At 58.7% G+C, this 12,540-nt stretch carries 16 protein-coding genes; 3 read left to right on the top strand and 13 right to left on the bottom strand.

The annotated features are described in order from the left end of the window. Nucleotides 1-71: 71 nt before the first annotated feature. The 6 genes from ACQ4V8_RS20440 to tyrS form a co-directional block, all read right to left on the bottom strand. Complete coding sequence (locus tag ACQ4V8_RS20440; protein WP_008445162.1) at nucleotides 72-305, bottom strand: helix-turn-helix domain-containing protein; 234 nt, start codon at nucleotides 303-305, stop codon at nucleotides 72-74. A 181-nt stretch (nucleotides 306-486) separates the two neighbouring features. Continuing rightward, nucleotides 487-1,539: a tRNA dihydrouridine synthase DusB gene (dusB, locus tag ACQ4V8_RS20435; protein ID WP_080570545.1), complete on the bottom strand. Its 1,053-nt coding sequence runs from the start codon at nucleotides 1,537-1,539 to the stop codon at nucleotides 487-489. A gap of 117 nt (nucleotides 1,540-1,656) precedes the next feature. Further along, on the bottom strand, nucleotides 1,657-2,301 hold the full coding sequence (locus ACQ4V8_RS20430; protein ID WP_010393307.1) for a histidine phosphatase family protein: 645 nt from the start codon (nucleotides 2,299-2,301) through the stop codon (nucleotides 1,657-1,659). Nucleotides 2,302-2,304: 3 nt separating this feature from the next. Further along, entirely contained in the window at nucleotides 2,305-2,955 is a 651-nt protein-coding gene (locus ACQ4V8_RS20425) for a YbhB/YbcL family Raf kinase inhibitor-like protein (RefSeq protein ID WP_436572094.1), read from the bottom strand. Nucleotides 2,956-2,980: 25 nt separating this feature from the next. Continuing rightward, nucleotides 2,981-3,430 carry a D-aminoacyl-tRNA deacylase gene (gene dtd / locus ACQ4V8_RS20420; protein ID WP_010393303.1) on the bottom strand — a complete coding sequence of 150 codons (450 nt, stop codon included), beginning with the start codon at nucleotides 3,428-3,430 and terminating at the stop codon, nucleotides 2,981-2,983. Next, nucleotides 3,427-4,692, bottom strand: coding sequence for a tyrosine--tRNA ligase (tyrS, locus tag ACQ4V8_RS20415; RefSeq protein ID WP_010393301.1), 1,266 nt, complete (start codon nucleotides 4,690-4,692; stop codon nucleotides 3,427-3,429). The genes dtd and tyrS overlap by 4 nt, the downstream gene beginning before the upstream one ends. A gap of 154 nt (nucleotides 4,693-4,846) precedes the next feature. On the opposite strand from tyrS, the gene ACQ4V8_RS20410 reads away from it, so the two are divergent. Further along, nucleotides 4,847-6,214, top strand: a complete 1,368-nt coding sequence (locus ACQ4V8_RS20410) for a M23 family metallopeptidase (RefSeq protein WP_010393298.1) — start codon at nucleotides 4,847-4,849, stop codon at nucleotides 6,212-6,214. 112 nt (nucleotides 6,215-6,326) lie between these two features. After that, the gene (locus tag ACQ4V8_RS20405) at nucleotides 6,327-7,445 is read left to right on the top strand and encodes an anhydro-N-acetylmuramic acid kinase (protein ID WP_261980778.1); all 1,119 of its coding nucleotides are present in this window, start codon (nucleotides 6,327-6,329) and stop codon (nucleotides 7,443-7,445) included. Nucleotides 7,446-7,610: 165 nt separating this feature from the next. Here ACQ4V8_RS20405 and erpA read toward each other — a convergent pair whose 3' ends face one another. The 5 genes from erpA to rplM form a co-directional block, all read right to left on the bottom strand. Beyond that, nucleotides 7,611-7,973 (bottom strand): iron-sulfur cluster insertion protein ErpA, encoded by a 363-nt coding sequence (gene erpA / locus ACQ4V8_RS20400; protein ID WP_029496047.1) that lies wholly within the window; start codon nucleotides 7,971-7,973, stop codon nucleotides 7,611-7,613. A gap of 129 nt (nucleotides 7,974-8,102) precedes the next feature. Continuing rightward, nucleotides 8,103-8,492 carry a bactofilin family protein gene (locus ACQ4V8_RS20395; RefSeq protein WP_010393290.1) on the bottom strand — a complete coding sequence of 130 codons (390 nt, stop codon included), beginning with the start codon at nucleotides 8,490-8,492 and terminating at the stop codon, nucleotides 8,103-8,105. 90 nt (nucleotides 8,493-8,582) lie between these two features. Beyond that, nucleotides 8,583-9,620, bottom strand: a complete 1,038-nt coding sequence (gene argC, locus ACQ4V8_RS20390) for an N-acetyl-gamma-glutamyl-phosphate reductase (protein ID WP_196856072.1) — start codon at nucleotides 9,618-9,620, stop codon at nucleotides 8,583-8,585. 179 nt (nucleotides 9,621-9,799) lie between these two features. After that, nucleotides 9,800-10,192: a 30S ribosomal protein S9 gene (rpsI, locus tag ACQ4V8_RS20385; protein ID WP_010393285.1), complete on the bottom strand. Its 393-nt coding sequence runs from the start codon at nucleotides 10,190-10,192 to the stop codon at nucleotides 9,800-9,802. Between the two features lie 9 nt (nucleotides 10,193-10,201). After that, nucleotides 10,202-10,630, bottom strand: a complete 429-nt coding sequence (gene rplM / locus ACQ4V8_RS20380) for a 50S ribosomal protein L13 (RefSeq protein ID WP_010393282.1) — start codon at nucleotides 10,628-10,630, stop codon at nucleotides 10,202-10,204. A 225-nt stretch (nucleotides 10,631-10,855) separates the two neighbouring features. On the opposite strand from rplM, the gene ACQ4V8_RS20375 reads away from it, so the two are divergent. After that, complete coding sequence (locus ACQ4V8_RS20375; protein ID WP_010393280.1) at nucleotides 10,856-11,278, top strand: OsmC family protein; 423 nt, start codon at nucleotides 10,856-10,858, stop codon at nucleotides 11,276-11,278. 80 nt (nucleotides 11,279-11,358) lie between these two features. Here the strand turns inward: ACQ4V8_RS20375 and coq7 are convergent, their stop codons facing one another. Together coq7 and ACQ4V8_RS20365 are read right to left on the bottom strand one after the other, a co-directional pair. After that, a complete protein-coding gene (coq7, locus tag ACQ4V8_RS20370) occupies nucleotides 11,359-12,006 on the bottom strand; it encodes a 2-polyprenyl-3-methyl-6-methoxy-1,4-benzoquinone monooxygenase (RefSeq protein ID WP_436572093.1) in 648 nt (215 codons plus the stop codon). Between the two features lie 81 nt (nucleotides 12,007-12,087). After that, on the bottom strand, nucleotides 12,088-12,519 hold the full coding sequence (locus ACQ4V8_RS20365) for a hypothetical protein (protein WP_070345818.1): 432 nt from the start codon (nucleotides 12,517-12,519) through the stop codon (nucleotides 12,088-12,090). Between the last annotated feature and the right edge of the window lie 21 nt (nucleotides 12,520-12,540).

Genomic DNA, 12,540 nt, shown 5'->3' with positions numbered 1-12,540 from the left:
GAATGGCGCCGCTCAGTCGTCTGGCTGCGGCGGCGGCGGATTCAAATCTTGGCGTCACTTGCATGCCGGCATTACAGCAAACCGTGCTCCTGCAATTTCTTGCGCAAGGTGTTGCGGTTGATGCCCAGCATCTGCGCGGCGTGCGACTGGTTGCCATCGGCGCGTGTCATCACGACCTCCAGGATGGGCTTTTCCACGGTCAGCACGACCATGTCATAGATATTCGATGCTTGTTGTTCGCCCAGGTCATTGAAGTAATCTTCTAGACTTTTCTGTACGACTTCCTGAATGCTTTCTTTACTCATTTGTATGCTTCAACCGGCTGAACACCAGGCAATCGGGTGCCGCGCCGCTCATGCGGTCCGCGTGCTGCCATCTTGCCCCGGTGTTGTAATTAATATTGCATGACGCTCTGTATAGGCGCTCGCCCTTGTATTACTGCTAACTTATCTACTGCTAACTTATTTTCCTGCTTGTGTTATCTGCTCATGCTGCCGTGGCCGTAGGTTTGATCACATCGATCAGGCCACTTTCACTCGATTCGGAGAGGCGGTATTGTAACCGCTCGCCAAATTTCCATTGCGACTCAAAAAATTGATCGACGGCCAGCAATTGCGCGTCCGTCGACTCCAGCAAGTTCATTTGCTGGCGGAACGCTTCGCCGCCTTCCAGGTCCTGCACATACCAACCGATGTGCTTGCGTGCTGTGCGCACACCGAGGAATTCGCCGTAAAACGCGTAATGGGCGCGCAAATGCTCATCCATCAAGGTGCGTACTTCGTCCACGTAGGGCGCCGGCAGCAAGGTGCCGGTACGCAAGAAATGGTCGATTTCGCGACAAATCCACGGCCGCCCCTGCGCCGCGCGGCCGATCATGACGGCATCGGCACCCGTTTGATCGAGCACGAAGCGGGCCTTCTGCGGGCTGGTGATGTCGCCATTGGCGACCACTGGAATGCCCACCGATGCTTTCACTGCGGCAATAGTTTCATATTCGGCATCACCTTTGTAGCCATCGGCGCGCGTGCGGCCGTGCAAGGTCAGCATCTGGATGCCGGCCTGCTCGGCGATGCGGGCGATGCGCAAGGCATTTTTGTTTTCGCGGTTCCAGCCCGTGCGAAACTTCAAGGTAACGGGCACATCAACGGCGTTGACGACGGCGTGCAAAATCCGTTCGACCAGGCTTTCGTTTTGCAGCAAGGCCGAACCGCACCAGCTGTTGCATACCTTCTTCACGGGGCAACCCATGTTGATGTCGATGATCTGCGCACCGCGGTCGACGTTGAACTTGGCGCAATCGGCCAGGTCTTGTGGATCGGCGCCGGCGATTTGCACGGCTTTCGGCTCCATTTCGCCTTCGTGATCCGTGCGACGCGTGCTTTTTTCCGTCGCCCACAGGCGCGGATTCGACGCCGCCATCTCCGACACGGCATAGCCGGCACCCAGTTGCTTGCACAACTGACGGAAAGGCCGGTCCGTCACGCCCGCCATGGGAGCGACGAAAACGTTGTTGCGCAGAATGTGAGGGCCGATTTGCACTGAAGAACCTGGAATGGACGGGGGAGCCTGCTATTTTAACCGATTCCCTGCCTAAATAATAAGCACTATTTTTTCGATCAGTGCGTCAGAGTGACTATGGGGCCGCGTAGAGGGCTGTTAGCCCAGCTCGTCCATCGCGGGCGCGCTCAGATGTTCGATATTTCCCCAGTGCACTAAATGCAGCTTGCCGTCGGCATACAAAAAACGGTTGACGCTGGCATTTTTCACCTGGAAGTCACGCGGGCTGTCGAGCGCCATGCCGAGCGCTTCGCGGTAGGCACACTCAAGCACGCCGCCGTGCGCCACGATGGCAATCGTCTGGCCCTCATACTGCTGGGCCCAGCGGGCGATGGCGCCATTGGCGCGCGCATAAAACTGGCGGAAACTCTCCGCCTCGCGCTCGCCGGACGGCATCACGGCATCGATCTGCCGCGATTGCCATTGCGCATACTCATGTGCATAGCGCGCCGCAATGTCGGCATACAGCAAGCCTTCGAAGGCGCCATAGCAGCGCTCGCGCAGCAAAGGATCTATTTGCACGGGCAAGTCTTGCACATCGGCCACGGCTTGCGCCGTCTGCTGCGCGCGTTGCAAATCGCTGGCAATGATGGCGGCCAGCGGTGCGTCCGCCAGCGCCTGCCCCAGCGCCCCCGCTTGCGCCAGGCCCGCCGCGTTCAAGGCGATATCGATATGGCCCTGCAGGCGGCGGCCCGCATTCCAGGCCGTTTCGCCATGGCGTATGAGTAAAATCGTGGTGCTCATGCTTTATTTCTTCAGGGTAAGTGCCAGCTCGGGGTTGAGCGAGTAGGCAACGACGAGCTGGGCTTCGTCGAGGATGTGGCCGTACAGAGCGGCGTGCGCTTGCTGCCCGGTAAAACGCTGGGGCAAGGCCAGTTGCGGCACGTCGAGCGCATACAGACGGAAAAGGTAATGGTGGATGCGCTCGTCATTCCATGGCGGACACGGTCCATCATAGCCGTAATAATCGCCGGCCATGGCGGCATCACCGGCAAACCAGCCCGTATAGTCATTCAGGCCCTGGCGCAATGGCAGCCCAGCACCAGTGCCAGTAGCGGCAGCCTTGCCGCGCGGCGTCATGCTGCTGGAAAATTCACCGGCGGCAATCGCGCGCATGGCGGGCGGCAAATCGAGCAAGCTCCAGTGATAAAAGTTGCTGCGCGGCGCCGTCAGCGGCAGCGATTGGTCGTTGCGGTTGGCCAGGCTGGCGTCTTGCGGCGCATCGGGGTCGATGCAGAACAGGGCCAGCGACTCGGTACCGTTAGGCACCTCGTCCCAGGCCAGATGGGGATTGCGGTTGCCGGCGAGGCGCACGCGGCTGGCTGGATCGATCTCGGCAAAAGCATACTCGGCCGGCATCAGCCCGCCATCACGAAACGTCTCGCTCCACAATTTCATCGCCTGCTCCCCTTTATCACTTCATTTATTGCTTTGCATTGACTTGCAGCCAGAAGGTGACGGGCCCGTCATTCGTCAGCGACACTTGCATGTCGGCACCGAACTGCCCCGTTTGCACGCCCGCATGGCGGCTGCGCGCCTGTTCCACGAAATGCGTGAACAGGCGCAAGCCATCGTGCGGTGCGGCCGCCGGCGTAAATGACGGGCGCGTGCCGGACTTGGTATCGGCGGCCAGGGTGAACTGGGGCACCAGCAGCAAGCCGCCTGCCACATCGGTCACGCTGCGGTTCATCTTGCCCGCCGCGTCAGCAAACACGCGATAGCCGAGCAATTTGGCCAGCAAGGCGTCCGCTTCCTTTTCCGTATCGCCGCGCTCCGCACACACCAGCACCATCAGGCCGGCGTCAATGGCGCCGATGGTGGCGCCGGCAACGTCGACCTTTGCCTGCGTCACTCTTTGCAGCAGCGCAATCATGGCGTCAAGGTGACGCGCGCGAAACTGCGCTTGCCAACTTGCAAGACGAACTCACCGGCCGCCACTTGCAGCGCCTTGTCGCTGATGACGGTGCCGTCGATGCGCACGCCGCCCTGGTCGATCTTGCGCATGGCTTCCGAGGTCGATGGGCACAGGCCCGCCTGCTTGAGCAATTGCGGAATGCCCAGCGGCGCGCCAGCCAGCGTCACCGCCGCGATATCGTCGGGAATGCCGCCCTTGGAGCGGTTGACGAAATCGGTCAGCGCATCTTGCGCTGCCTGCTGCGAGTGGAAACGGGCAACGATTTCTTGCGCCAGCGCAACCTTGGCATCGCGCGGGTTGCGTCCACCCTCGACTTCGCGCTTCAGCTGTCCCAGTTCGTCGATGGAACGCCACGACAGCAACTCGTAGTAACGCCACATCATGACGTCGGAAATGCTCATCAGCTTGGCGAACATGGTATTGCCCGGTTCGGTGATGCCGATGTAGTTATTCTTCGACTTGGACATTTTTTCCACGCCGTCGAGGCCCTCCAGCAGCGGCATGGTCAAGATACACTGCTGCTCCTGGCCATACTGCTTTTGCAGTTCGCGGCCCACCAGCAGGTTGAACTTCTGGTCCGTGCCGCCCAGTTCCAGGTCCGATTTCAGGGCCACCGAGTCGTAACCTTGCATCAGCGGGTACAGGAATTCATGCACGGAAATAGGAATGCCGCCCTGGAAGCGCTTGGTGAAGTCGTCGCGCTCGATCATGCGCGCCACCGTGTAGTGGGAAGCGAGCTTGATAATGCCGCGCGCGCCCAGCGGATCGCACCACTCGGAGTTATAGCGGATTTCGGTCTTGCTGGCGTCCAACACTAAAGATGCTTGCGCGAAATACGTCATCGCGTTAATCTCGATCTGTTCCTTGGTCAAAGGCGGGCGCGTGATGTTGCGTCCCGAAGGGTCGCCGATCATCGAAGTGAAGTCGCCAATGAGGAAAATGACTTGATGGCCGAGGTTTTGCAGCTGGCGCATTTTGTTCAGTACGACAGTATGGCCCAGGTGCAAGTCAGGTGCAGTCGGATCCAGGCCCAGCTTGATGCGCAGTGGAACACCGCTTTTCTCGGAGCGCGCTAATTTTTGCGCAAATTCGCTTTCGATCAAGAGTTCATCGACGCCACGCTTGGTAATGGCGAGGGCTTCTTGTACTCTGTCCGACAGCGGAAGTGCGGCCTGAGCGGCGTTAGCCTTGGCAGGCGATGCAGTGGTGTTGATTTCCATAAAATTTGACTGTAGATCTCAAAATGGTAGTAGGTTTTCGGAGTTTGCTATAATGCTCGATCCCATCAATCTTGCCGTATGAAAACGAACCAAAATAACAATAACAAAGAGCATTAGTTCAGGTCACGTTCAAGGGCAAATTTTAACTGATTGCATGAACCCTATACATAAAATCACAGGCTCACGCTTGTACACACAGCTGGCGGCGACACGCAAGGCACGCATTATCAGCGTGTCGGCAGTGCTGCTCGCCGTGGCCGCCTTCGGCGCGGTCGCTGTTTCTCCCATGGCGCCCGACGCATCCGACTTGCCAGTGACCTCGATCGCGCAAAATCTGGAAATGCCGGATCTGGCTTCGCAAATTTCCGCGATGGAACAGGTAGACCAGAATTTCACCCACGAAGAAAAAGTCCGCGCTGGCGATACCCTCGCCACCCTGCTGACCCGTCTCGGCGTGGATGATGCGGCCGCTGCCAATTTCATCAAAACCGACAAGATCGCGCGCGGCGTGATGTTGCTGAAATCAGGCAAGCGCGTGCAAGCGCAAACGTCCGAAAACGGCGAACTCAACTGGATGCGCGCCACCCTCGTCGATGGCAGCGACAAATCGGTCAAGAACATCATGATCACCCGCAAGGGCGACAAATTCGTGGCCACGGAAGTGGCAGCCCAACTGGAACGCCGCGTTGAAATGCATGCGCGCAAGATTACCTCCACCCTGTTCGCCGCCACCGACTCCAGCCTGGACGGTACGCGCCTGCCAGACTCGATTTCCGCACAAATCGTGGAAATGTTCTCCACCAATATCGACTTCCGCTCCGACCTGAAACGCGGCGACTCGTTTAATGTCGTCTACGAAACTTTCTGGCAAGATGGCGAATTCGTCCGAGCGGGCCGCATCCTGGCCGGTGAATTCACCAACCGCGGCACGACTTACCAGTCCGTTTGGTTCGAAGACCCAGCCAGCAAGCAAGGCGGCGGTTACTACAGTTTCGACGGCAAGTCCCTCAAAAAAGCCTTCCTGAAATCTCCCCTCGAATTCTCGCGCATCTCGTCCGGTTTCTCCATGCGCGTGCACCCGATTTCGGGTAACTGGAAAGCGCACAAGGGTATCGATTTTGCTGCAGCAACGGGCACGCCTATCCGCGCCTCGGGCGACGCCGTGGTCGAGTCCGTTGGCACTCAAAACGGCTATGGCAATGTGGTTGTTCTGAAGCATTGGGCCAACTACAGCACCGCCTATGCCCACATGAGCCGCTTCGCTTCAGGCTTGAAAAAAGGTCAAAAAGTGAGCCAGGGCGACGTGATCGGTTATGTTGGCAGCACCGGCTGGTCGACAGGCGCGCATTTGCACTATGAATTTCGCGTCGGCGGCGTGGCACAAGATCCAAGCAAGCTGAACGTACAAGCCCAGGCGCCGCTGACGGCTGCCGAGCTGAGCCGCTTCCGCACGGTATCGGCTGACATGATGCACCGCTTCACCCTGCTGCGTCCGAACGACAGGGCACTGGCGTCGCGCTAAACGACACTGCAACATTGCGATGCTGCCTTCGGGCATCAGACAAAGGCACCGCCCATGCAAATGGCCGGTGTCTTTGTTTTATGCGCGCAGGAAAATGCGGCACAATGCAGCCATGACTGACGCACTCAAGGAAACACCCATGCTGTATATCGGTTTGATGTCGGGCACCAGCCTGGACGGCGTCGACGGCGCGCTGGTCGACTTTTCCGACCAGGGCACGCGCAGCCTGGGCGACGCCTATATTGCCTTTCCCGCCAGCCTGCGCGCCGACCTGATGGCATTGCAAAGTGCGGGCCAGAATGAAATCGAACGCGAAGCGCTGGCGGCCAATCAACTCGTGCGCCATTACGCCGACTGCGTCGCCATGCTCTTGAGCAAGGCGGGCATAGGCGCCGATGCCATCACCGCCATCGGCGCACACGGCCAGACTATACGCCACCGCCCCGAACTGGGCTTTACGCGCCAGTTGAATAATCCAGCCCTGCTGGCCGAACTGACGGGCATCGACGTCGTCGCCGACTTGCGCAGCCGCGACGTGGCGGCCGGCGGTCAGGGCGCGCCACTGGTGCCGGCCTTCCATCAAGCCATTTTCAATCAGCCCGGCCACACACGCGTGCTGGCCAATATCGGCGGCATCAGCAACATCAGCGTGCTGCATGCGGATGGCAAGGTGAGCGGCTACGACACGGGTCCGGGCAATGCGTTGATGGATGGCTGGGTCTTGCAGCACCAGGGCCAGCCGTATGACGCCAACGGCGCCTGGGCCGCCACGGGGCAGGTCATCCCTGCCCTGTTGACAGACTTGCTCAATGAAGCGTATTTTGATTTGCCGGCGCCGAAAAGCACGGGCCGCGATCTGTTCCATGCCGACTGGCTGCAATCCAAGCTGGCCGGGTATCCCTCTGCCCTGCCGGCCGACGTACAAGCGACCCTGACACAGCTGACAGCCGTCAGCCTGGCGCAGGCCATCGCGCGCGACGGCGCGCAGGCGGAAAACGTGTATGTGTGTGGCGGCGGCGCGCAGAACGCCAGCCTGATGGCAGCGCTGGCCGCTCAATTGCCGGGCATGGCGGTGGCATCGACGCAAGCGCTGGGCGTGGCGCCGAGCCAGGTCGAGGCGCTGGCATTTGCCTGGCTGGCATGGCGTTTTACACAGCGTCAGCCCGGCAACTTGCCTGCCGTGACCGGCGCGATGGGTGTGCGGGTGCTCGGCGCGCTATATCCGCGTTGAGCAGACGCACAAACACGAATAGCGGATCAATGATCCGCTATTTTCATGCTGCGTATGCAAACCGGTGTGCCTGAAAAGCGTTCAGGGCAAGGCGCATTGCCAAAGACAGTACAAATAGTACGGCGAGGCAATGCAACGCCGCCATGGACGTTTTCTCAGGTGTGCTTATACCGAGAACGAAGAACCGCAACCGCAGGTGGAGGTGGCGGTCGGATTCTTGATCACGAACTGCGCGCCTTCCAGGTCATCCTTGTAATCGATTTCCGCGCCGACCAGATACTGGTAGCTCATGGAATCGATCAACAGCTGGACGCCGTTCTTGACCATGGTGGTGTCATCTTCATTGACGATTTCGTCGAAGGTAAAACCGTACTGGAAGCCGGAACAGCCGCCACCCTGCACGAAAACGCGCAATTTCAGGTCGGGATTACCTTCTTCTTCGATCAGCTGCGCGACTTTTTCGGCGGCGCTATCGGTAAAGATAATAGGTGAAGGGATCACATCTTGCATTTCAGCGACGGCATTCATAACGGACACTCCTACTAGAAAACGTTAACTCATTATAGACTGTTGGCGCAACTCGCGCTGCGCACCACCTTTAAAACCTGCTGCGCGTCGCGCTTTGCCTGGTAGCCTGCAAAACAGTGTTGTTCCTGCTCACACTTCCGACACGGCCAGGTGCAGCACCGGGTCGGCGCTGTCGTGGCGACTCAGCTTGCCCTGCACCAATGCGCCACTGTGCATTTCCAGCACCTTGTAGTAGACCTCGCCGAGAATGCGGGCTTTGGGCTGGATTTCAAGCATTTCAGACACATACACGGGGCCATTGATCTCGCCGCTGACGACCAGGCTGGAGCAGCGCACTTCGCCATCGATGCGCCCCGCCTCGCCCAGCACGACATAGGTGGGCGCACCCGGCTCGCCCCTGACATTGCCGCGCACCTGGCCATCGATGCGCAGGCCGCCGCAAAACAGGACGTCACCCTCGATCCGCGTGGTAGCGCCGATCAGGGTATCGATGGGGGTTTTCGCATTGCGCTCGAACATGAACGTCATCCTGTCGGGGTCGATAGCAACTCAATTTATCACAGGTCCGGCAAAATGACGCCGGACCTGCGCAAGCACGACTGCCGATTTTTATGGCATCAGGGCAATGTGTTGCAAACCGGCCGTTTCTTGCAAGCCGAACATCAAGTTCATGCACTGTACGGCCTGACCCGATGCGCCCTTGACCAGATTATCCTGCACCACCAGCACGATGACGGTGTTGCCGCCCTCGGGACGGTGCAAGGCCAGGCGCAGCATGTTCGAGCCGCGCGTGGAACGCGTTTCCGGATGCGAGCCGAATGGCATCACGTCGACGAAAGGCTCATCCTTGTATTGCTCCTCGAACAAGGCTTGCAATGCTTCATTGCTGACGTCCTTGTTCAGCTGCGCGTACAGGGTCGAATGCATGCCGCGTATCATCGGCACCAGGTGCGGCGTAAAGGTCAGCGCCACTTTCTCATCCGTGAAACGCTGCAATTGCGCCGTCGTTTCCGGCAAGTGACGGTGACCGGCCACGCCGTAAGCTTTAAAGCTGTCACTGCTTTCCGAGAACAGGATGCCGATTTCCGCCTTGCGGCCAGCGCCGGACACGCCCGACTTGCAGTCGGCGATCAAGCCGCCCGCATGCACCAAGCCAGCCTTGAGCAGCGGGTAAAAGCCCAACTGCATGGTGGTCGGATAACAACCGGGGTTGGCGATCAGCTTGGCTTGCTTGATATCTTCGCGGTTCAGTTCCGGCAAGCCGTACACGGCCTGTTCGATCAACTCGGGCGCCGTGTGGGCGATCTTGTACCACTGCTCGAACTTGGCCTGGTCTTTCAGGCGGAAGTCGGCGGCCAGGTCGATGACTTTCACGCCGGCAGCCAGCAGCGCTGGTGCTTGCGCCATGGCAACACCATGTGGCGTGGCAAAGAAGACCACGTCACACTGCTCCAGATTGGCTTTGTCCGGCGCGGAAAACGCCAGTTTCACATGACCACGCAGGGAAGGATACATGTCAGCAACGGGCAAGCCATCTTCCTTGCGCGAGGTAATCGCCGTCAACTCGACATCAGGATGAGTTGCCAGCAAGCGCAGCAATTCCACGCCCGTGTATCCAGTGCCGCCGACGATGCCAACTTTAATCATGTTCTTTCCTTGTGTTTAGAGTGCATAAGATTGCATAAAGATGAGCAGAAACGCCGCCCATGCGCGTTTTGCGCGTATTTTACAGCGCAACGACGCATTGCGCTGAAATGCAAAAAAGCCGCAGGACCGAAGTCCAGCGGCTTTTCGACCAGCACCATAAAGATGCTGTAGCGTAAAAATTAACGCTTCGAGAATTGCTTTGCGCGACGTGCTTTGCGCAGACCAACTTTTTTACGCTCGACTTCACGTGCATCGCGGGTAACGAAGCCAGCTTTTGCCAGTTCCGGTTTCAACGCTGCATCGTAGTCGATCAGAGCGCGGGTGATGCCGTGACGAACTGCACCAGCCTGGCCCGACTCACCGCCGCCATGGACGTTGACTTTGATGTCGAAACGCTCGACATTGCCGGTCAGTTCCAGTGGTTGACGGATGACCATCAGACCCGTTTCGCGCGAAAAGTATTCGTTTGCTGGTTTGCCGTTAACAACGATCAAGCCTGTGCCAACTTTGATAAAAACCCGAGCCACTGCACTTTTGCGACGGCCGGTTCCATAATTGTAATTACCGATCATGTCAGTTCCTTAGAGAACAAGTGCTTTAGGTTGCTGAGCAGCGTGCGGATGGGAACCTTCCGCGTACACTTTCAGCTTCTTGATCATTGCGTAGCCGAGTGGGCCTTTAGGCAACATGCCTTTGACCGCTTTCTCAAGCGCGCGACCTGGAAAACGCTGTTGCATTTTCTGGAAGTTGGTTTCGTAGATGCCGCCTGGATAGCCAGAGTGACGGTAGTAAATTTTCTCAGTAGCTTTGGTACCGGTCACACGCAGTTTGCCTGCGTTGATGACGACGATAAAGTCGCCGGTATCGACGTGAGGAGTAAATTCTGGTTTGTGTTTGCCGCGCAGTCGGAGTGCCACTTCGCTGGCAACACGTCCGAGGACTTTGTCCGTCGCGTCAACCACGAACCAATCGCGCTGGACTTCATGTCCTTTAGCGGAAAATGTTTTCATGTTGACTTCCTAATAGATTACACGCTCAAATGGTGGTTCCGCCGAAGCTGCCGTGCGGACTCTGCCTTATTTACTTTTCCTGAGCGAACGGAAAGCCGACAAGTATAAGCGGCTTTGCCTTGCCGCGTCAAGCGACGATGCAGACCCGCTGCGCCCTGGCGAGCTGCACATGGACCGGCCTTCCTCTATTACAATACCCAACGCTTACAATTTTCGGAGAGTACGATGGAATGCAAAGTCAGTTGGAATGGCCCTTCGGGCATGAGTTTTCGGGCAGAAACCGGTTCCGGCCACCTGGTGAGCATGGATGGCGCGCCCGATGGCGGCGGCCACAACTTGGCGCCACGCCCCATGGAAATGGTCTTGCTGGGCACGGGCGGCTGCACCGCCTATGACGTGGTGCTGATCCTGAAACGCGGGCGCGAAGCCGTCAGTGGCTGCGAAGTGAGCCTGAAGGCCGAGCGCGCCGACACCGATCCGAAGGTGTTTACCAAGATCCACTTCCACTTCACCGTGCGAGGCAAGGCCCTGAAACCGGCGGCCGTGGAACGGGCCGTTTCGTTGTCGCACGACAAATATTGCTCGGCGTCTATCATGCTCGCCAAAACGGCCGAGATCACGCATTCCTTCGAGATTATTGAAGAATAATTCTTGACCCCAACAGCGAAATGCCGGGGTCGGACCCGAGGGTCCGACCCCAGTTTTTGCGTCTGGGGTAAAAGTAACGTTTATAAGTAATACGCCGTCTTGGTCATGACCTTGCCCATGATGCCCATCAATGCCTTGACGGGCGCCGGCGTCTCGATGGCGCCTAATCGCTGGGCGGCGGCGCCGTGTTCGATCTCGTCGATGGCCATCTGCTTGACGATGGCGCGCGACTTGGCGTCCTGCGGCGGCAATTCTTGCAAGTGGCTGGCCAGGTGCGCCTCCACCTGGCGCTCTGTTTCCACCACAAAACCCAGGCTGCGGCCGTCGCCCATGCGCGCGGCGATGGTGCCCAACGCAAAGGAACCCGCATACCACAGAGGATTGAGCAGGCTCAAACGCGAACCGAGCTCTGTCAGGCGCTGCGCCGTCCAGGCCAGGTGATCTTCCTCTTCGCGCCCCGCTTCATCAAACTGGGCGCGGATGGCCGGGCTGCGCGCATAGCGCGCCTGCGAGTTGTACAAGGCTTGGGCGCACACTTCGCCCACGTGGTTAACGCGCATCAAGCCGGCGCTGTGGCGCTGCTCGGGCGCACTCAGCTGCGCATCGGGCGCGTGCGCAGCCGGCGAGGGGCGCGAGGCCGAAGCTACGCCAGCGATGACGCGCAGGGCCTTGTCGGCGCCAACAATCAAACGATCCAGGGGGTCAAGATATCGGTTCGCGGTCATCATGGCTATTCATGTAGGAGAAAACATGATTATAGGCCGATCAGGGACAGACGTATCCACGCCGCGCGCAGGGTGAAAAGGGCTTTATTGACTTGTGCGCGCTTTTTCCTGCTCGATCCAATCGACCACGGGGCCAACGGCGTCCAGGCCGGACAGGCTTTTCGCCACGCCCAGGTTGAGTGAAACCAGGAAAGAAATGCTGTCGACGGGGATGTCCGGGCAATGCTCGGCAAACGCGGCAAGAAACCGCTCTGACTGCAGCACGCGCAAGACTTTCTCACCGCTCATGAATTGCAACACGCTGGCGATGCTGTGCCCGCCACCAATCGAGTGATAAATAAAACGGTTGTACTGCGCGTCGATCTGCTTGAAGTCGAGGGTTTCTTGCGTCATCAAGCTGGCCAGATAGTACAAACCCAGGCTGACGCGGAAGAAACCAATGGCTTCGGCGCTCGTCATGCCGGCGCGCGCCACAGCGAGTACCTTGTCCTGCATTGCCTGATCGATCGTTTGCATTGCGCTCTCCCGCGCCGTCCG

This window comes from Janthinobacterium paucivorans (assembly GCF_051380805.1).
Classification (GTDB): domain Bacteria; phylum Pseudomonadota; class Gammaproteobacteria; order Burkholderiales; family Burkholderiaceae_D; genus Janthinobacterium; species Janthinobacterium lividum_D.
Note: the sequence above shows the minus strand (reverse complement) of the source record. Positions and strands in the feature narration are given on the sequence as shown.